The 17723-nt window shown below is 68.0% G+C and carries 19 protein-coding genes; 5 read left to right on the top strand and 14 right to left on the bottom strand.

Annotated elements, in window-relative coordinates; translation table 11 throughout:
* Positions 1-4 precede the first annotated feature (4 nt).
* The 10 genes from ACM2ZB_RS13725 to ACM2ZB_RS13680 all read right to left on the bottom strand — a co-directional run bounded on the left by ACM2ZB_RS13725 (position 5) and on the right by ACM2ZB_RS13680 (position 8506).
* On the bottom strand, positions 5-541 hold the full coding sequence (locus tag ACM2ZB_RS13725) for a cytochrome b (RefSeq protein ID WP_416055845.1): 537 nt from the start codon (positions 539-541) through the stop codon (positions 5-7).
* Positions 538-1644 carry a catalase family peroxidase gene (locus ACM2ZB_RS13720; protein WP_416055844.1) on the bottom strand — a complete coding sequence of 369 codons (1107 nt, stop codon included), beginning with the start codon at positions 1642-1644 and terminating at the stop codon, positions 538-540. The genes ACM2ZB_RS13725 and ACM2ZB_RS13720 overlap by 4 nt, the downstream gene beginning before the upstream one ends.
* 140 nt (positions 1645-1784) lie before the next feature.
* Entirely contained in the window at positions 1785-3152 is a 1368-nt protein-coding gene (locus ACM2ZB_RS13715; protein ID WP_416055843.1) for a leucyl aminopeptidase family protein, read from the bottom strand.
* Positions 3153-3155: 3 nt separating this feature from the next.
* Positions 3156-3878, bottom strand: coding sequence for an HAD-IA family hydrolase (locus ACM2ZB_RS13710; RefSeq protein ID WP_313437922.1), 723 nt, complete (start codon positions 3876-3878; stop codon positions 3156-3158).
* Positions 3879-3937: 59 nt separating this feature from the next.
* Positions 3938-4369: a hypothetical protein gene (locus tag ACM2ZB_RS13705; RefSeq protein WP_416055842.1), complete on the bottom strand. Its 432-nt coding sequence runs from the start codon at positions 4367-4369 to the stop codon at positions 3938-3940.
* 137 nt (positions 4370-4506) lie between these two features.
* Complete coding sequence (locus ACM2ZB_RS13700) at positions 4507-5613, bottom strand: AI-2E family transporter (RefSeq protein ID WP_313437917.1); 1107 nt, start codon at positions 5611-5613, stop codon at positions 4507-4509.
* 67 nt (positions 5614-5680) lie between these two features.
* Positions 5681-6133: a protein sip-5 gene (locus ACM2ZB_RS13695; RefSeq protein WP_416055841.1), complete on the bottom strand. Its 453-nt coding sequence runs from the start codon at positions 6131-6133 to the stop codon at positions 5681-5683.
* Complete coding sequence (locus tag ACM2ZB_RS13690; protein ID WP_313437912.1) at positions 6130-6600, bottom strand: phage holin family protein; 471 nt, start codon at positions 6598-6600, stop codon at positions 6130-6132. Before ACM2ZB_RS13690 ends, ACM2ZB_RS13695 begins: the two co-directional genes overlap by 4 nt.
* A gap of 8 nt (positions 6601-6608) precedes the next feature.
* A complete protein-coding gene (locus tag ACM2ZB_RS13685; RefSeq protein WP_313437910.1) occupies positions 6609-6971 on the bottom strand; it encodes a hypothetical protein in 363 nt (120 codons plus the stop codon).
* A gap of 101 nt (positions 6972-7072) precedes the next feature.
* Positions 7073-8506: a Do family serine endopeptidase gene (locus tag ACM2ZB_RS13680; RefSeq protein ID WP_416055840.1), complete on the bottom strand. Its 1434-nt coding sequence runs from the start codon at positions 8504-8506 to the stop codon at positions 7073-7075.
* 459 nt (positions 8507-8965) lie between these two features.
* Between ACM2ZB_RS13680 and ACM2ZB_RS13675 the strand changes: the two genes are divergently transcribed.
* Together ACM2ZB_RS13675 and ACM2ZB_RS13670 are read left to right on the top strand one after the other, a co-directional pair.
* A complete protein-coding gene (locus tag ACM2ZB_RS13675) occupies positions 8966-9868 on the top strand; it encodes a histone (RefSeq protein ID WP_416055839.1) in 903 nt (300 codons plus the stop codon).
* Positions 9869-9975: 107 nt separating this feature from the next.
* Positions 9976-10671, top strand: coding sequence for a hypothetical protein (locus ACM2ZB_RS13670; protein ID WP_416055838.1), 696 nt, complete (start codon positions 9976-9978; stop codon positions 10669-10671).
* Positions 10672-10685: 14 nt separating this feature from the next.
* On the opposite strand, the gene ACM2ZB_RS13665 is transcribed toward ACM2ZB_RS13670, so the two are convergent.
* Both ACM2ZB_RS13665 and ACM2ZB_RS13660 read right to left on the bottom strand, forming a co-directional pair.
* Positions 10686-11045, bottom strand: a complete 360-nt coding sequence (locus tag ACM2ZB_RS13665) for a DUF1428 domain-containing protein (RefSeq protein WP_313437874.1) — start codon at positions 11043-11045, stop codon at positions 10686-10688.
* A gap of 92 nt (positions 11046-11137) precedes the next feature.
* Positions 11138-13513 carry a prolyl oligopeptidase family serine peptidase gene (locus ACM2ZB_RS13660; protein ID WP_416058552.1) on the bottom strand — a complete coding sequence of 792 codons (2376 nt, stop codon included), beginning with the start codon at positions 13511-13513 and terminating at the stop codon, positions 11138-11140.
* Positions 13514-13753: 240 nt separating this feature from the next.
* Here ACM2ZB_RS13660 and ACM2ZB_RS13655 point away from each other — a divergent pair, with 240 nt between their 5' ends.
* Entirely contained in the window at positions 13754-14326 is a 573-nt protein-coding gene (locus tag ACM2ZB_RS13655; protein ID WP_313437871.1) for an Ax21 family protein, read from the top strand.
* 192 nt (positions 14327-14518) lie between these two features.
* Positions 14519-15190, top strand: coding sequence for a response regulator (locus ACM2ZB_RS13650; RefSeq protein ID WP_416055837.1), 672 nt, complete (start codon positions 14519-14521; stop codon positions 15188-15190).
* A 24-nt stretch (positions 15191-15214) separates the two neighbouring features.
* On the opposite strand, the gene ACM2ZB_RS13645 is transcribed toward ACM2ZB_RS13650, so the two are convergent.
* Complete coding sequence (locus ACM2ZB_RS13645; RefSeq protein ID WP_416055836.1) at positions 15215-15604, bottom strand: DUF6165 family protein; 390 nt, start codon at positions 15602-15604, stop codon at positions 15215-15217.
* 175 nt (positions 15605-15779) lie between these two features.
* On the opposite strand from ACM2ZB_RS13645, the gene ACM2ZB_RS13640 reads away from it, so the two are divergent.
* Complete coding sequence (locus ACM2ZB_RS13640) at positions 15780-16478, top strand: TorF family putative porin (RefSeq protein ID WP_416058551.1); 699 nt, start codon at positions 15780-15782, stop codon at positions 16476-16478.
* On the opposite strand, the gene ACM2ZB_RS13635 is transcribed toward ACM2ZB_RS13640, so the two are convergent.
* Entirely contained in the window at positions 16475-17623 is a 1149-nt protein-coding gene (locus ACM2ZB_RS13635) for an MFS transporter (protein ID WP_416058550.1), read from the bottom strand. The genes ACM2ZB_RS13640 and ACM2ZB_RS13635 overlap by 4 nt on opposite strands.
* Positions 17624-17723: the final 100 nt, after the last annotated feature.

Genomic DNA, 17723 nt, shown 5'->3' with positions numbered 1-17723 from the left:
CTGCTCAATCCTTGCCGCGCGCCATTGCCTGGAACACGCCATCGCGACGCACCCACAGGTGGAACAGCGCCGCACCCACATGCATCAGCACCGTAGCGAACAGCACATAGGCCAGCAGGCTGTGCGCATTGCGCAGGGCTGCATACAGGGCAGGGGTGTGCGGCACGATGGCCGGCAGGTGTACGCCGCCCCACAGGGGGATCGGGTAGCCGCCGGCCGACAGCATCGCCCAGCCGATCAGTGGCATCGCCAGCATCAGCCCGTACAGCATCCAGTGCGACGCCTTGGCCGCCAGCACCTGCCACACCGGCAGGTCGGCCGGCAGCGGTGGCGGCCGGTGGCGCAGGCGGTTGTACAGGCGCAGCAGCACCAGCACCAGGATGGCGATGCCCAGCGGGCGGTGCAGGTCGATCAGCATCGGCCGCAGGTGCAGCGAGGCGACCATGGTCACGCCGACGAACAGCATGGCGAGGATCATCACCGCCATGGTCCAGTGCAGCACCCGGGCCAGCAGGTTGAAATGGCCGTTGCTGGTGCTCATCGTGCGGCCTCCTTCTTCGGCGGTTCGACATTGCCGGCGGCGCGTTCGCGTTCGCGGCGGTTGAAGGACTGCGAATACACGGCCGAGCGCGCGGCCAGGATCGGGTCGTCACTGCCGCGCACGCCGCTGGGCAGGATCAACGGATCGAAGTTGATCTGGCCGCAGGCGCCTTCTTCCTGCGATTGCATGCGGTCCAGGCTGAGCACGCCGGCCACCACCTGTTCACGCGATTCCGGCCACGGCACCGACGGGTCGTCGATGGCATCGCCCGGTTCGGCGGTGCTGACCACCAGGTTCCAGCGCGCCGGGCCGCTGGCCAAGCGCTGCTGTAGTTCCTGGCTGAGGAAGTCGACGCTGGCCTGCTTGCGCGTTTCCGCATCCATCTCCACCACCGGCGCCTGCGGCTGCCAGCGCCAGCGCACCGCGCGCTTCTGTCCCTGCGCATTGGTGAACCAGAAGGCATTGACGCTGTTGTAGGTGGTGTCGGCCCAGCTGCTGGTCCACGGCGCGGTCTTGGCCCATTGCTGGAACGCCTGCGCGCTGGGGTACTTGGCCAGCACCGCAGCCATTTTCTGCGGGTCGGGCTTGCCGGTGGCCGGGTCGGGAATGGAGGCGCGGGTCTGTTCGAAGAAGGCTTCGGCGTTGGGCACGGCGAAGAACGGGAAGCTGTTCATCGCCATCCGCCATTCCTGCCCGTCATCGCTGACCATCTGCACGGCCAGGCTGCGCACGCGCGCGGTGTTGTCGGCGCCGTAGGGATCGCCGCCGCCGATCGACAGGCGGCCCATCACCGGTACGCGGGCCTGCGCGAACACGCGTGCGCTGGACAGCGTGGGGGCCTGCGCGCTGGGTTCGAACCAGCCGCTCACGCAGATGCCCTTGCTGTGGGCGCGACGGAAGCCGGGATGGGCCGGGCCAGTGGCTTCGATGGTGTCGGTGAAGCGCTGCGCCGTGAGGCGGTTGCCGACCCAGCCGGCCAGCCAGGCGAACGCCAGGGCCACCACGCCCAGGATCAACGCGATCAGGGCGATCCAGGGCAGGGGCGAGTGCTTGCGTGGCGAGCCCGGCGGTTGGCCGGCGCGGGTGTAGCGGAAGAGCGACATGGTCGGGTTCCTGCCTTCACGGATCGTGTGGGTGGTCGACCCACACATCCTCGCAGAACCCGGCCGGGGCCGACATTCAATTTTTCGTCAGATTTGCCGGCCGCGGCAGGGGCAGCGCCGGGCGATGCCCGGAGGCTTCCTCAGGCGTAACGTGCCTTCAGCATGGCCCAGGCCGAACGCAGCGCCAGCGCTTCGCCACCGGCCGGACGGCCCGGGCGCTCGCCGTCGTTCCAGGCATAGACGTCCAGATGCGCCCAGCGCTGGTCGTTTTCCAGGAAACGTTCCAGGTACAGCGCTGCGGTGACCGAGCCGGCCATGCGCGAACCGGCGTTGGCCAGGTCGGCCACGCCGCTGCTCAGGTAGCGCAGGTAGGGGCGCCACAGCGGCATGCGCCAGACCGGGTCGCGGGTCTCATCGCCGGCGTGCAGCCACTGCTGGGCCACGGTGTCGTCGTTGCTGAACAGCGCCGGCAGGTCCGGGCCCAGGGCGATGCGCGCGGCACCGGTAAGGGTGGCGAAGTCCATCACCAGGTCCGGCTTCTGTTCGCCGGCGAAGGTGAGCGCATCGCACAGGATCACCCGGCCTTCGGCGTCGGTGTTGTCGATCTCGATGCTCAGGCCCTTGCGCGTGGCGATGATCTCGCCGGGGCGGAAGGCATCGGGGCCGATCGCATTTTCCACGGCGGGAATCAGCAGGGTCAGGCGCACCGGCAGCTGCTGGGCCATCACCAGCCCGGCCAGGGCCAGCGCGTGGGCGGCACCGCCCATGTCCTTCTTCATGTTGCGCATGCCGTCGGCCGGCTTGATGTCCAGGCCGCCGGTGTCGAAGCACACACCCTTGCCGACCAGCGCCAGCGCCGGGTCGCTGTCCTTGCCCCAGCGCAGCACGATCAGGCGCGGCGCACGGTGCGAGGCACGGCCCACGGCGTGGATGGCCGGGAAGTTCTGCTTCAGCAGTGCATCGCCGGTGATCGCTTCGATCTGCGCGCCGTGGGTATCGGCCAGCGCACGCGCGGCGTCTTCCAGCTGCTGCGGGCCCATGTCTTCGGTGGGCGTGTTGACCCAGTCACGCACGCGCAGGCTGGCGGCGATCAGGTCGGCCACTTCCGCGCTCGGGCTGGCCAGCAGCTGTGCCGGTGCGCGGTTGCGCTTGCGGTAACGGTCGAAGCGGTAGCTGCCCAGGCCCCAGCCCAGCTGCAGCAGGGCCTGTTCTTCGGCCGGCAGTTCGCTGGCCAGCTGCCACACGCTGCCTTCGGGCAGGGCGTGCGGGGCGTGCGCATAGGCGTAGGCGTCGGCACGGTCGCCCACTCCGATCACGGCACCGGCCAGGCCGTTCTCACCCGGCAGCAGGGCCACGCTGTGGCCGCCGGCGGTGAAGCCCTGCGCGTCCAGCCAGGCCTGCAGGGCCGCCGGCTGGCGGGCCTTCCAGCCGGCGTACTGGTCGCGGTCCAGCACGTGCAGCGGCAGCGCGGTGGTCGCGTTGGCGGTGAAACCAGTGATCTCGCTCATGCGTCAGTTACTCCGGGATTCTTCGGTGGCATCCAGGTTGGCGTCCAACCAGTCGGCCAGGCCGGTAAGGGTGTCGAACTGCAGGTCCGGCTGCAGCTGGGGATGGGTCCAGATGGCGGCGTCGCGGTTGATCCAGCACCCGCGCAGGCCGGCGGCCATCGCCCCGGCCACGTCCATCTCGACATGGTCGCCCACGTGCAGCACCCGCGCCGGGGCGACGCCCAGGCGTTCGCAGGCCGCGTGGAAGATGCTGGCCTCGGGCTTGGCCGCGCCGTGTTCGCGCGCGCCCAGCTGGAAGGCGAAATGGTGCGACAGGCCGATCCGCTCCAGGTCGGCGTTGCCGTTGCTGAGCGCCGCCACCGGCACCCGCGCGGCAATCCGCGCCAGCGCGTCCAGTGCGTCTGGATAGCACTCCACCTGGTTGCGTGCGGCGTAGAACACTTCGTAGGCCGGCTCCAGCAGGTCCAGGCTGGCACCGCTGTTCTGCAGCGCCTCCTGGATCGTCAGCCGGCGCAATGCGCTCAGGTCGAAGTGCAGGTGCGGGTTGTCGCGGAAGGAGCGCTCGCGCAGTTCGCGCATCGCCGCCACCGGGTACAGGGCAGCGGTGGCGGGGCTGTGTTCGCACATCCACTCATGCAGGACCACGTCGATGCGGGCGCCGATCGGCGCGAACGGCCACAGCGTGTCGTCGAGGTCGAGGGTGATGGCTTGGACTGGGAAATTCACCCGGTCATTCTACGCCTGCCCGCCGGGGCTTTCATTCCGGGGGCAGGCGGGGGGCACGGTCAGCGGCTGCGCAGGTCGTAGGCGCAGTACAGGATGGTCTGGCCATCCTGGCGATCCACGTTGAGATTGTGCCGGCCCACTTCGCGCATGTAGCTGCCGGCCACCGGCGCCGGCATTTTCGCCAGCGCGGCGACCGTGGCGATGTCCGCCTTGCCGAAGTGGGCGGTGTAACTGTCCACGCCATCCTCGCCACTGGAGCCGTCATAGGCGGTCAGGTGGGTCACCGGCAGGCCCAGCACCATCAGCGGCGCGGCCAGCGTGTAGCCATCGTCATACGCATCCCTGGCCTTGCTGCCGGCGGGCATCAGCACCTTGGCCATGGCGTCGAACTGTTCGGGGGTGAGATGCCGCTGGCAGGTGATGGCCTCCACCAGCTGGGTGCGGGCTGCCTCCGCGCTGGGCGGGGCAGCGGCAAAGGCGGGCGAGGCCATGCAGGCCAGAACAAGGCATCGGCGGCTGAAAGAGAACATGGGGGAACGTTCCATCCTGGAAAAAAACCGGCACCTATTCTGCCAGCCTTGGCTGTCCGGCGGTCGCTGCGGTCTGCGCGGCCACCGCTGGGCGACGATCATTCCAGCAGGCGCGCCCAGCCCTGCATGCCCTCCAGGCGGGCCAGCACCAGCTTGATGCAGACCAGCAGCGGTACCGACAGCAGCAGGCCGACCATGCCCCAGGCCCAGCCGAACACCATCAGCGCCAGGATCAGCACCAGCGGTGACAGCTTCATCTGCCGGCCGAGCACGATGGGGGTGACCAGCTGGCCTTCCAGCGTGTGCAGGCCCAGATAGGCGGCCGCCGGCAGCAGCGCCTGCACCGGGTCGCGGAATTCGACGAAGCCCATCAGCAGCATCATCGCCACGCCGATCAGCGGGCCCACGTAGGGCGCGAAGTTCAGCAGGGCGGCCACCGTGCCCCACAGCAGGGCTTCCTGCAGGCCGATGCCCAGCAGCATCAGCACGCCTGCAAACACCAACCCGACCAACGTGTTGATCACGCTGATGGTCAGCACATAGCGCGACACCTCGCGCTCAATCGAGCGCAGGATGTCGGTGGTGAACCGCTGCTGCTGCCGGTTGGGGAACAGGGCGATGGCCGCGCGCTGCAGGCTTTCGCCGTAGATCATGAAGAACAGGGTCAGCAGCACCACCGCCAGCACCGACGCGGCCAGCTTGGGTGCGCGGGTCAGCATGCGGTAGGGATCGTCCAGCTGGGTGCGGATGACCTGGATCTTGCGGTTGCTTTCACCACCGGCCACCCGGGCGAAGTTTTCCGCGGCCAGATTGGCCTGCTGCACCGGCTTGGTCAGGTCCTGCACCTGGCGGGCGACTTTGCGCAGCTGCTGCGGTGCTTCCTGCGCCCAGTCCATGGCCGGGCCGATCAGCTGCACGCTCAGCGCGGTGGTCACGCCCAGGCCGGTGCCCAGGATCAGCAGCGCGCCGACCGCGCGCGGGATCCACAACCGACGCAGGAAGCGCAGGATCGGGTTGCCGACCAGGGCGAAGAACATCGCCAGCAGCACCGGCAGGATGATGTCCTGCGCGGCCCACAGCGTGTAGGCCACGGCCAGGGTCGCCAGCACCACCAGCGACATCGGCCCGCGCGGGCGCGACGGCGGCGGCAGGGGCGCGGGTTCGTCCGGTGCGGGGGCCGACGGGGACAACAGGGACTCGCTCATCGACGCACCGACCGGGAAGGGAGGCCCATTATCCGCCCGCCGCGATCAACGCGGCGGGTGCATCGAGTCAACGTTCGGAGACGTCGGTGGCCGCCTCGGCCGGCTGCGGTTCCCGCAGTTCGGGCTCGGCCTGCGGTGCTGCGGTGTGCGCCGCCGCAGGGCGCGCGGCGGCACCGGGGGTCATCTGCTCGGCCGCTTCATCGGCCTGGTCGGCCGCTTCGTCGGCGCTGTCGGCTGCGTGTGCGGCCATCGCCGCAGCAAAGGCCGCCTGGCCGCTGGCGAACAGGTTGGATACCGAACCGATCATCTGCAGCCAGCGTGCGCCGTTGACCTTGCCCGGCACTTCCAGCTTGCCGGCAAGGAAACCGCCGGCCAGGCCGACGGTGATGATGCGCAGCGGCGACCAGCCCTGCCGCCAGACCTGGCTGAGCACGCCCCAGTTGTCCTGGGTTTCGGCCATGCGTACGGCCATCACCTGTTCGCAGCGCTTGACCCGCCGCTGCAGCGCGCCGAACTTCATGGCTTGCCCTCCGGAATCTGCACCTCGGCATCGGGGTCGTCTTCGCTGGGCTCATCAAACAGGCCCAATCGCGACAGTTGGCGCCGGGTGGCGTGCATGCCGGTGTGGTGGAAGAAGTACGACACCCGCCAGATCGCATAGCCGGTCACGGCCAGGCTCAGCAGCGAGGTGATCAGCAGTGCCTGCAGCCAGCTCAGGCCCCAGCTCTGCAGCAGGGCAATGAGGGTGGCGGCCATCAGCAGCCAGGCCGAGGCACCGAACACGATGCCGACCCCGGCCCAGGCCAGGGCACGGCCGAAGGCGCTGCGGGCCAGCGCGAAATCGGCCGAAGCCAACCGGCGCAGCGAGCGCAGCGTGTGCTTGGCCGAATCGGCGGCGGCCTTGCCGGCCGCGCCGACCTGGCGGATGCTCTCGTCCAGCGGCGGGGTCGCCGCCGGATCGGGGGCTTGCGTGGACTCTTCGCTCACGCCGCAGCTTACTTGTCGCTGCCGCGGGCCAGCTTGGCGATGATCCAACCGGTGGCGAAGGCCACACCGAAGGATGCCAGCGGACGCTCACGGATCAGTTCGGCGGCGCTGTCGATCAGGTCCTTGCCCTTGTCCATCAGTGCGTCGACCTGTTCCTTGGCAGCGGCACCACCGAATTCGGCAGCGGCCAGGCCGGACAGCGCGCTGTCGGACAGTTCGGCCTTGACGTTGGCCTTGCCGATGCGCAGTTCATCACCGGCTGCGCCGGTTGCACCCTTGATTGCACCGCCGGCAGCGCTGGCGGCCTGCTTCAGGTGGGAACCGGCTTCACCCAGGTGTTCCTTCAGGTTCTCGGTATTGGTGGGGCTCATCGAATCACTCCTGTTGCGATGGGGGGACGAACGAAGGGTTCGGCCGATGGGACGTATAGCAATAGCATCGGCCGGGTATAGGGGGTGTTACGGCAGAGCGATCAGCGCATCACCAACTGGCCCTGCTGCTGGCCATTGTTGCGCAGGATGCGCAGCACCAGGGTGGCCGGGCGCTGCTGGAAGTTGGCCCGCCAGCTGGCCAGGTCGGCGAATTCGCCCACCGTGGCTTCGGCGATGATGTCGCCCTGCTGCAGGCCGTTGCTGGCCGCGCGGCTGCCGCGCTTGACCTCGCTGACCAGCACGCCGCCCACGCCGGACTGGCGCAGCGATTCGGGCAGGTCGACGAAGGTGGCGCCGGTCAGGCGCGGGTCCAGGCTTTCGCCGGTGACCGCACGCGCCTGTTCCTTCAGCGTTGCCTTGATCTGCACCGGCTTGCCGTCGCGGCGCACGTCCAGGGTCAGCACACTGCCGACCGCCGCCAGCCCTTCCACGTTGTGCAGCGCCTCGGCACTGTCCACGCGCTGGCCATTGGCCGACACCACCACATCACCCGGCTTCAGCCCGGCGCTGGCGGCGGCCGAACCGGCCAGCACGCGGGTGATCAGGGCGCCGCGGGCTTCACCCAGGCCCAGGCCCTGGGCGATCTGCGCACTCAGGTTCTGCGCTTCCACCCCCAGCGTGCCGCGCACCACCACGCCGTGCTTGACCAGCTGGTCGACCACGCTGCGCGCCAGGTTGGAGGGAATGGCCAGGCCCAGGCCGATGTTGCCGGCCATGCTGCCCTGCGGGTTGAAGCTGGCGGTGTTGATGCCCACCAGCTGGCCCTGCAGGTTGACCAGGGCGCCACCGGAATTGCCCGGGTTGATCGACGCATCGGTCTGGATGAAGTTCTGGTAGCCCAAGCCGCGGATACCGCTGCGGCCCACCGCCGAGACGATGCCCGAGGTCACCGTCTGGCTGAAACCGAACGGGTTGCCGATGGCCACCACGAAGTCACCCACCCGCAGCTGGTCGCTGTTGCCCAGCTTGATGTCGGTCAGGTTCTGCGCCGGAATGCGGATCAGGGCGATGTCGGTATCGCGGTCCGACCCGAGGAATTCGGCCTTCACCGTGCGCCCGTCGGCCAGGGTCACCTGCACGTCGTCGGCGTTGTCGATGACGTGGTGGTTGGTCAGCACCAGGCCTTCGCTGGCATCGATGATGACGCCCGAACCGAGCGATTCGTTGATACGTTCCTGCGGCACGTCGGGGAACAGGCGGCGGAAGAACGGGTCGTTGAAGAACGGATTGCGGACCCGCACCACCTGCTTGGTGTTGACGCTGACCACCGCCGGCATGGCCTTTTCCAGCATCGGTGCCAGCGATGGCACGGCCTGCCCGGCCACCGATGCCGGCAATGCGGCGGCAGCGGGCAGCGCGGCCGGCAGCGGCGCCGCGTCAGCGCGGTTGTCCAGGTGGGCATTGATGCCGGTGGCGACAAAGCCGCCGAAGGCAGCAGCGATTGCGAGCGTGAGCAGGGTGGGAAGCGGTCGCATGGGAGGTCGGTTCGCAGGCGGTGGAAGTGGGGCCGTAGGCCTATACGGTAGAACAAGCTGAATGAGTGTGTCGCGATCCGGATAAATGCCCCATGAAAAATCCGTGGCCGATTGCACCGGAGGCGCGTGGCAGGCGGCGGCCGTCGTCGCGATTCTGCCGCCGTGTTACCTCCCGATACTTGCGCAGTTCGGCGTATCCCGGCATGGCGATGGCACTTTGCGTGTGCATTGCGTGCCCCGGAATCAGCAACGGCTGATTGCCTTGGCCGGACCGATGTGCAATGGCGCGCAGTCCTGAAAAGAAGGGGTTTTCTGAATGCAGGGCGGTTCGCTGCGGGGTTCGGCCTACACCAGTGCCGTCGCACCGCATGCGATTGAAGGTGTGCGCCCCGTTCCACGATGGTCAATGTCGGTATAGCATCGCCCCGTTTTGACAATCCAGGCCCCCAGGAGGGCAACATGAGCAACGGTAATGGTGTGTCGGTCGTGACCGACGCCGTCGAGAACGTTAAAGAAACCGCCGCCAACGTTGGCGAGACCATCGCCCACGCCGCCGAAGACGCCGTGAAGTCGGTCAAGAAGACCGTCAAGCGCGCCACCAAGGCTGCCGGTACCCGCGTTGCCAAGGCCAAGAAGGCTGTGGCCAAGGTCGAGAAGACCGTTGCCAAGAAGGCTGAGAAGGCTGCCAAGTCGGTCGGCAAGACCGTTGCCAAGGCCAAGCAGAAGCTGGAAGCGGCCAAGAAGAACGCCAAGGCCGAAGCCGCTGCCCTGAAGAAGGAAGTGGCCAAGAAGAAGGCCGCTGCAGGCAAGGCCGTGACCAAGAAGGCCGCCGCTGCCAAGAAGACCACCAAGGCCGCCACCAAGGCTGCCGGCAAGAAGGTCGCCACCGTGAAGAAGGCCGCCACCAAGAAGGCTGCCGTGGCCAAGAAGACCGTCGCCAAGAAGACCGCCGCTGCCAAGAAGGTTGTCGGCAAGAAGGTCGCCACCGCCAAGAAGGCTGTGGCCAAGAAGACCGTCGCCGCCAAGAAGGTTGCCGGCAAGAAGGCCGTGGCTGCGAAGAAGGCTGTCGGCAAGAAGGTTGCCGCCACCAAGAAGGTCGCCACCAAGAAGACCGCCGCTGCCAAGAAGGTTGTCGGCAAGAAGGTTGCCGCCACGAAGAAGGTTGCTACCAGGAAGACCGCCGCTGCCAAGAAGGTTGTCGGCAAGAAGGTCGCCGTCGCCAAGAAGGCGGTGGCCAAGAAGGCTGCGCCGCTGAAGAAGGTTGCCGCCAAGAAGGCGCCGGCCAAGAAGGTCGTCGCCAAGAAGGCTGCTGCCAAGAAGGCCCCGGCCAAGGCCGTGCGCAAGGTCGCCAAGCGCAAGTAATCGCGCTGTGACAGAAGGCCCTTCCGCCCCCCGGGCGGGAGGGCCTTTCGCGTTTCAGGGGCATGCTTTGCGGCAAGATGCAGATTCTTTCCGCCGGAGCACCTCCCATGCGCGGTATCGACTTCAGTTCCTGGCAGGGCGTGCTGTCCACCCTGGCCGGCCTGGTCCTGATCACCCTGCTGGGCGTGGGTATCCGCCTGCTGGTGATGCAGACCCTGCAGCAGCGCCGCGAGCGCGAGAACCGGCAGATCAACGAACGCCTGCGCACCCTGATGGCGGCCTACAAGACCCTGGGCGGCTCTTTCACCGGCGAACTGGGCGTGGACCCCAGCCACCTGCGTGACCTGCGCCAGCGCGCCCACGAACAGGGCATCACCGAGCCGGGGTCCGACCGCGCCCGGCGCATCCGCGATGCGGTCGAAGCCGCCCTGTCGGACATCCTGCTGCTGGGCACCGACGAACAGGTGCGCCTTGCCGCCCGGGCGGCCAACGAGCTGGCGCAGGGACGGCCCGTGCATACCCATGACCTGGTGGTGTCGCTACGCGATTTCGTGCGCGAAGCGCTGGACCTGGCGCCGGTGCCGGTCGACCTGGACATTCCGCGCCAGGGCCCCACCCGTCCACAGGCGGCGGGCGGCGGCGGCAAGGGCCGCAGCGATGGCGAGCGCGATGGCAAGGGGGGCCGCAACGGAGGTGGTGGAGGCGGTGGCGGCATGGGTGCCGGCGTGGGCGGTCTTGGCCTCGGGGCCGGCGCCGCGTTGGGCGCCGGCCATGCTGCCGAGGAGGATCCCGGCACGCGCTGAACGTGCCGATTGCGTCATGCGGTCAGTTCGTAGATCGGCACGAAGCCGCCATAGATCATGCGTGCGCCGTCGAACGGCATCGGATTCTTCGCCGGATCCAGCCGTGGGTCTTCCATCATCTTCTGCATGCCGGCATCGCGGGTGGCCTTGTCCGGCCACTCGATCCAGGAAAACACCACCGTCTCATCCGGCGTGGCCTTCACCGCGCCGAAGAAATCGGTGGTCTTGCCGTGCGGCACATCATCGCCCCAGCACTCCACCACGCGCAGCGCGCCGTATTCGATGAATACCACGTCGCCGCTGCGGGCGTGGGCGAGGAATTTTTCCTTGTTGGCGGTGGGCACCGCCAGGACGAAACCATCGATGTAACTCATCGCTTGCCTCCGAGGTGGGCCGTGCCACATGCACGGCCTTCAATGACCCGACGAACCGGTGCGCCGCAGATCGACACCGGAATCGTGCCTGTTCAGCGTGGGCCACCGGGCAGCGGCCCCAGTACCGTGTCCGGTGGCTGCTGGCCTGCCAGGTGGCGCACGAAGTAGTCCCACATGCGGTGCGTGTACGTGACGTCATTGCGGAACAGTTCGTGGTCCTGACGCGCCAGGTACAGCAGGTCGTAGTCCCGCTGGGCCTGGTTCAATGCCGCTGCCAGCTGCAGGGTCAGCGCGGGCGGCGCGTTCTCGTCCAGCTCGCCATACACCAGCAGCAGATGGCCGCGCAGGTTACCGGCCAGTGCCGCATTGTCGAGCACGGCAAAGGGCGCCGGCAGCTCTTCGGCGGGGGAGGCAGGCGGCAGCACGCCGCCGAACAGCCGGTCCATGCCATGAATGGCGCCGCCGTACATGCCCTGGAAGCGGTGGCTGCCTGCAGAAGCCACGCCCACCTTGTAGAACGCCGGGTAGCGCAGCAGGGCGCGCGCCGCGCTGTAGCCCCCGAATGAATGCCCGTAGATGCCCACCCGCTGAAGGTCCATGCCCCGGTACCGCTCGCCCAGTTGCTGCAGCGCGGCTACGTGGTCGTCAAGCTGCACGTCGGCGCCGTGCAGGAAGCTGCTGTCATGGAAGGCCGTGTCACGGCCCCCGGTACCGCGGGCATCGATGCTGACCACCACAAAGCCCAGCTCGGCCAGGCTGGCGCGCGAGACCGGGTTCGCTGCCGATACGGCCTCGGCGTAGGTCACCGGTGCATTGCTGATGAAGGAGCCGCCGTACATCGCATCGATCACCGGGGAACGTCCGTCATCGCGGTAGCCAGGCGGCAGGTAGAGCGTGGCGAACACCGGCGTGCGGCCATCGGCGGCCAGCAGCCGTTCGCGGCGGGGCGCACGCCAGCCTGCTGCGGTGACGTCCCGGGTATCTGCTTCTGCCAGCACCATCACTTCGCGGCCGCCATCACTGGCGCGAAGCACCGTGCGTGGCGGTTGGTCCAGGCTGGAAACGGTATCCACCAGATAGCCGCCGCGCGGTGACAGCGCCTGTGGCGGGCGCCCCCCGAAAAGGGCGCCGGTTCCGGCGTCGGCCTGGTGGTCCATTCCATCGGCGGCCAGGGCGTGGATCGCGCCGCCCTGCAGGGATACGCGGTAGAGGCCACGAACGTAGGGATCGCCGGCGTCGACGCCCCCCGCGCTGAAGTAGGCCCAGCCACCGTGGGTGTCCACACCCAGCAGGTCGCGCACGACCCAAGGGCCACGCGCCAACTGGCGCATCACCTTGCCGTCGGACAGCCGTACCCGGTACAGATGGCCCTGGCCATCGCGCTGTGAGAACCATACTGCGGCATCCTGGCCGGGCAGGATCGCCACGGCAGCCCGGTTGTACGCGTACACATTGAGTTGCACGCGGGTACCGCTGGCTTCCTCCAGCACCGTGCGCAGCGCGCCAGTGGCGGCATGGATTTCCACCAGCCGCAGCTGGCGTGGCGTGCCGGCATGCGCGATCGCGGCATACAACCGGTCCCCATCCCAGCCCAGCACGCCGGCTTCGCCCAAGGTGTTCCAGCCATCGGGCAGCGTGATGTCATGCTGCGTCCCGCTGTGGGTATCGACCACATACAGGCTGTCGCGCACCTGCTGCGCATCTGCCAGCAGACCCAGCTTCACCGTGTGCACGCGTGGCCGCGCGCTGCCGACTGGCGCACTTTCCAGATAGGGGTAGTCCAGCAGCGCGCGTTCGTCGTAGCGGATACCGGCTACGTATCGCCCGTCCGCCGACCAGCTGCTGGCGAACGGGCGCGCGGGCATCGAGCCCTGTCGGCGAGGGATGCCACGCAGGCTGAAATCGGGCAGCACACCGTAGCCATGGCTGGCGACTCCCCCCTGGGTCAACGCGCGTGCAGCCGAACCACGACGCTGCAGCCACAGGTTGTTGTCGCGTACCTGCAGCCAGGCATCGCCTGCCGGCGAGGCGAGGGCATCGAGCGGCGCCCATGCTTCTTGCGCCCGCGCACACCCCCACCGTGGCCACTGGCAGGTGATGGCCGCGTCGTTGCTGCGCAGTTGAAGGCGCAGCCCTTCCGCCTCCGCCTGCACGCCAACCACGCGCAGCTGCGGGCCGCTGGCGCCCAGCGGTTCCACCGCACGATCCAGCGCGGCCGGTTCGAACACGGTTTCCCGCGTGCGCCGTTCCGGGTCCACCAGCACCACCTGGCGCCGGCCGTGTGCATCCTCGCGTTCGTACCAGAGGCGGCCATCGGCCAGCCAGTTCGGCACCACGGTGGCGTTGCGCAGTGCATTGCGCAGATGGCTGTCATGCACGCGTTCTGCGCGCTGGTAGTCAGCGGCCTGCAGCGACTGTGCCGATGCGGGCGGGACGAATGCTGCGCATGCGAGCACAACGGCGTGCATGCCTGAAGCCAGGGTACGGGTGATGTGCAAGGCAACCTCCTGTTGCAGACGGTGTTGGCATCCATATGCACGCGCACCGCGCGCGTATGCCAGAAACAGCCTGAATCAAGCCAAAAAATTCAGCAATGCGAAGACTGTCGTTTTCAGGGAGCGTTGTGGCGAATAACGGAGAATTTACATTCCCGATGCGATGGCGCCTTGGCGCTGCTGCACAACATAAGAAAGAGAAGGTGTACCCCCATGAAGAATTCGCTGATTGCCCTGGCTCTGGCCGCCGCCCTGCCGTTCACCGCTTCGGCTGCTGAAAACCTGTCCTACAACTATGCCGAAGCCGACTACGCCAAGACCGACGTCGATGGCGTGAAGGCTGATGGTTGGGGCGTCAAGGGTTCCTACGGCTTCCTGCCGAACTTCCACGCTTTCGGCGAATACAGCCGCCAGGAAATCGACCACACCAACATCAAGGTTGACCAGTGGAAGGTCGGTGCCGGCTACAACGTTGAAATCGCACCGTCCACCGACTTCGTCGCCCGCGTGGCCTACCAGAAGTTCGACCGCAAGCACGGCCTGGATTTCAACGGCTACAGCGCTGAAGCCGGTATCCGCACCGCCTTCGGCCCGCACGCTGAAGTCTACGGCCTGGTCGGCTACGAAGATTATTCGAAGAAGCACGGCGTGGACATCGATGGCCAGTGGTACGGCCGCCTGGGTGGTCAGGTGAAGCTGAACCAGAACTGGGGCCTGAACGGCGAGCTAAAGATGAACCGCCACGGCGACAAGGAATACACCGTCGGCCCGCGCTTCAGCTGGTAATCGCACCCACGGCGCGCCCGCGCGCTGGTTGTGCACCGACAGGCCCGGCTCATGCCGGGCCTGTTGCGTTATGACGAACCGGAACGGAATCTGAGCGCCGGGGTGACGTATTGCTGCATTGCAATAAATTGGATTCCGCTGCTGGCGGCGCGCGCCTACGGTGGGTATCCCACTTCCACGGGGTACCCCACCATGCCGCCTGTGCTTCCACCTCTGCTTCCCGATCGGCCGCGCCGGCTGGCATTGCTGGACCCGCATCCGGTGCTGCGGCTGGGGCTGGAAGTGGTGCTGCGCCAGCACGACGGCGTGCAGGTGCAGGGCAGCCATGCCGAGCAGGGCGAGCTGCTGGCACAGTTGAAGCACGCTCCTTCGTCGGTCGATCTGCTGGTGATCGATGCCTTCCCGCGCGGCGATCTGGGCGATGGCGTGGCCCTGCTGCGTGAACTGTCGCGGTGCTGGCCGACGCTGCCGGTGCTGGTGCTGTCGGCACACTGCAATGCCAGCACGGTGGTCGCGGCCATGCAGGCCGGCGCGCGTGGCTTCCTGTCCAAGGCGACCACGCCGGACACGCTGCTGCGCGCATTGGACGTGGTATCACGCGGTGGCCGCTTCGTGCCGCCGGAACTGCGCACGCAGCTGGGTCGCTCACGCACGCGCCGCACGCCGGCCCTGGCACCGCTCAGCAAGCGCGAATGCGAGGTGCTGCAGCTGGTGCTGCAGGGCTGCAGCACCGGTGAGGTGGCACGGCGGTTCCAGCGTTCAGCCAGCACCATCAGCACGCAGAAGAAGACCGCCTACCAGAAGCTGGGCATCCACAGCGATGGCGATCTGTTCCGCATCCGCCACCTGCTGCAGTGCTGCTGAGCGTGGCGCCGCAGATGCCAGGGCTTACTCGCCCTGGTACTGCTTTTCTTCCACCAGCGCGGAACCCGCCACCCGGTTGATCTCGTTCTTCACCACCATGCGTTCGCCGTTGGTGCCATACACACCGCGCGCCAGCTGGATGAACGCATCGTCGAACACCTGCGCCGCTTCCTTGTCGCGCAGCTGGTCCTGGATGTCCCACATGTGCTCGTTGATGGCCTTCAACTGGCTGCGCAGATCGGCCAGCGCCGGCTGTGCCTGCAGCTGCTGCTGCAGCAGCGGCAGCAGGCCGTCCAGTTCGGTGCGCACGTTGGCCAGCTTGCCGGCATCGTCGATGCGCTCGGCCTTGATCTCGAGGATGGTGATCTTGTCGATCAGCTCGCCGATCGAAACGGGGGTCAGAATGGCGTCCACGCGATGGGCTCCTGGATACAGGCCGCCATGATACCGCGCCCGTCCACTGCCGCCGCCTGCGCGGTTTACGCTGAATTTGCGCAACACGCGCGGTCGCGCCCTCGATCCGTTATGCGTGCCCCGTCGACACTGCCGTCCCGGCGGCACGGCCGCCTTCAACGAGGATGCACCAGAAGTGGACAGCAAGGGGATGATGGCGGCCGCGGTCGCCGCACTGGCCGGCGTGCTCGGCATGGGCAGCGCACAGGCGCAGGTGCAGGCCAGCGGCAACATGGCCGTGACCAGCGACTATGTGTGGCGTGGCAGCTCGCAGAGCGACGGCGATCCGGCGGTGCAGGCCGGCGCGAAGCTGGCGCTGCCCTCGGGCGTGTATGCCAGTGTCTGGGGCTCGAATGTCTCGTTCCGGCCCGACAACGGCGCGCGCAGTGAATTCGACGTGGTCGCCGGCTGGTCCGGCGCGTTGGGGGCGGACTGGACCCTGGATGCCAACGTGACCCGCTACCTGTACCCCGGCACCGGCCGCGCACTGGACTGGACCGAACTGGGCGCCACGGTCAGCTGGAAGCAGCGGGCGTGGCTCCAGCTGGCCCATTCCAGCGATGCCCTGGCCGGCGGCCACCGCGGTACCTATGCACAGCTGGGCGGGCGCCTGCCATTGAACGAGCGTTTCCGACTGGAAGCTGCGGTCGGCCGCTACTGGCTGGCCGACGCACAGGGGCCGGACTACGTGCACGGCCAGCTGAGTGCCATCGCCAGCCTCGCGCCGGCCTGGGAAGTGCGCGCCACCGTGCATGACACCGACACTGCAGCGCGGCAGCTGTTCCCCGGCAACGCCGGGGGGCGCTGGGAACTGGCCCTGCAGGGCAGCTTCTAGCGGGTCGGGGCCGCCTGGCGCGCACGCCACGCGCCGGGCAGCCACAGCAGCAGGGCCAGCACCGCCACCACGCTGCCGGCCACGCATACGCCGGTCCAGCCGAAGTGCTGGTAGACCTGCGCCGACAGCAGCGACCCCAGCGAACCGCCGATGAAGTAGCCGGTCATGTAGCCGGCATTGAGGCGGTTGCGCGCCTCCGGCTGCAGCGCGTAGATCAGGTTCTGGTTGCTGACATGCAGCAGCTGCGCGGCCAGGTCCAGCAGCACAACACCCAGCAGCAGCGCCAGCAGCGAGTGCGCCGACAGTCCCAATGGCAGCCAGGACAGCAGCAGCATCACCAGCGCGATGGCGGTGGCCCGCCCGGTCTGGCCCCGGTCGGACATGCGCCCGGCCAGGCCCGCCGCCAGCGTGCCGGCAGCCCCCACCAGGCCGAACAGGCCGATGGTGGCGTCGCTGTATTCGTACGGGGGCTGTGCCAGCAGGAAGGCCAGCGGCGTCCAGAAGATGGCGAACATGGCGAAGCTGCATGCGCCCAGCAGGGTGCGCTGGCGCAGCACTGGCTCCTGTACGAACAACGTGCCGATCGACCGCAGCAACGCGAAGTAGCCCAGGCCGGCGGTGTGGTGGAAGCGCGGCAGGCCGCGATGCAGGGCCAACGCCGTCAGCACCAGCACCGCTGCGGCGATGGCATAGACCAGGCGCCAATCGCCCAGGCTGGACAGCAGGCCGGCCACGGTACGCGCCAGCAGGATGCCCAGCAGCAGGCCGCTCATCAGCGTGCCGACCACGCGGCCACGGTGTTCCGGCGCGGCCAGGGTGGCGGCGAACGGCACCAGCACCTGCGCCACCACGGAAAACAGGCCGGTGATGGCTGTGCCCACCAGCAGCCAGGGCAGTGAGAGCGCGCAGGCGCTGATCACCAGGCCGCTGGCTGACAGCAGGCTCATCACCACGATCAGGCGGCGGCGTTCGAACAGGTCACCCAGCGGCACCAGCAGGATCAGCCCGGCGGCATAGCTCAGCTGGGCCGCGGTCACCACCATGCCCACCTGGCCGAACGGCACGCCGAAGGCATCGGCGATGGTGTGCAGCAGCGGCTGCGCATAGTAGTTGCTGGCCACCGCCACACCCGTGGCGACCGACATCAGCAGCACCTGCCAGCGGTGCAGAGGGGGAAGGGAAGGGCTCACGGGTAGATCCAGAACGTGGGGAGCACAGTGTCCTCCCGCTGCATTGATGATGGAA

The organism is Stenotrophomonas maltophilia (assembly GCF_047782825.1).
Lineage (GTDB): Bacteria > Pseudomonadota > Gammaproteobacteria > Xanthomonadales > Xanthomonadaceae > Stenotrophomonas.
The sequence above is the reverse complement of the archived record's forward strand: the minus strand, read 5'-3'. Positions and strand labels throughout refer to the sequence as shown.

Coding starts and splice junctions, on each gene's coding strand:
- ACM2ZB_RS13635 (WP_416058550.1), bottom strand. CDS start 17,623: ATGTCGGTCGCCACGGGTGTGGCGGTGGCCAGCAACTACTATGCGCAG.
- ACM2ZB_RS13680 (WP_416055840.1), bottom strand. CDS start 8,506: ATGCGACCGCTTCCCACCCTGCTCACGCTCGCAATCGCTGCTGCCTTC.
- ACM2ZB_RS13715 (WP_416055843.1), bottom strand. CDS start 3,152: ATGAGCGAGATCACTGGTTTCACCGCCAACGCGACCACCGCGCTGCCG.
- ACM2ZB_RS13685 (WP_313437910.1), bottom strand. CDS start 6,971: ATGAGCCCCACCAATACCGAGAACCTGAAGGAACACCTGGGTGAAGCC.
- ACM2ZB_RS13655 (WP_313437871.1), top strand. CDS start 13,754: ATGAAGAATTCGCTGATTGCCCTGGCTCTGGCCGCCGCCCTGCCGTTC.
- ACM2ZB_RS13720 (WP_416055844.1), bottom strand. CDS start 1,644: ATGTCGCTCTTCCGCTACACCCGCGCCGGCCAACCGCCGGGCTCGCCA.
- ACM2ZB_RS13660 (WP_416058552.1), bottom strand. CDS start 13,513: ATGCACGCCGTTGTGCTCGCATGCGCAGCATTCGTCCCGCCCGCATCG.
- ACM2ZB_RS13675 (WP_416055839.1), top strand. CDS start 8,966: ATGAGCAACGGTAATGGTGTGTCGGTCGTGACCGACGCCGTCGAGAAC.
- ACM2ZB_RS13695 (WP_416055841.1), bottom strand. CDS start 6,133: ATGAAGTTCGGCGCGCTGCAGCGGCGGGTCAAGCGCTGCGAACAGGTG.
- ACM2ZB_RS13700 (WP_313437917.1), bottom strand. CDS start 5,613: ATGAGCGAGTCCCTGTTGTCCCCGTCGGCCCCCGCACCGGACGAACCC.
- ACM2ZB_RS13665 (WP_313437874.1), bottom strand. CDS start 11,045: ATGAGTTACATCGATGGTTTCGTCCTGGCGGTGCCCACCGCCAACAAG.
- ACM2ZB_RS13705 (WP_416055842.1), bottom strand. CDS start 4,369: ATGGCCTCGCCCGCCTTTGCCGCTGCCCCGCCCAGCGCGGAGGCAGCC.
- ACM2ZB_RS13725 (WP_416055845.1), bottom strand. CDS start 541: ATGAGCACCAGCAACGGCCATTTCAACCTGCTGGCCCGGGTGCTGCAC.
- ACM2ZB_RS13650 (WP_416055837.1), top strand. CDS start 14,519: ATGCCGCCTGTGCTTCCACCTCTGCTTCCCGATCGGCCGCGCCGGCTG.
- ACM2ZB_RS13670 (WP_416055838.1), top strand. CDS start 9,976: ATGCGCGGTATCGACTTCAGTTCCTGGCAGGGCGTGCTGTCCACCCTG.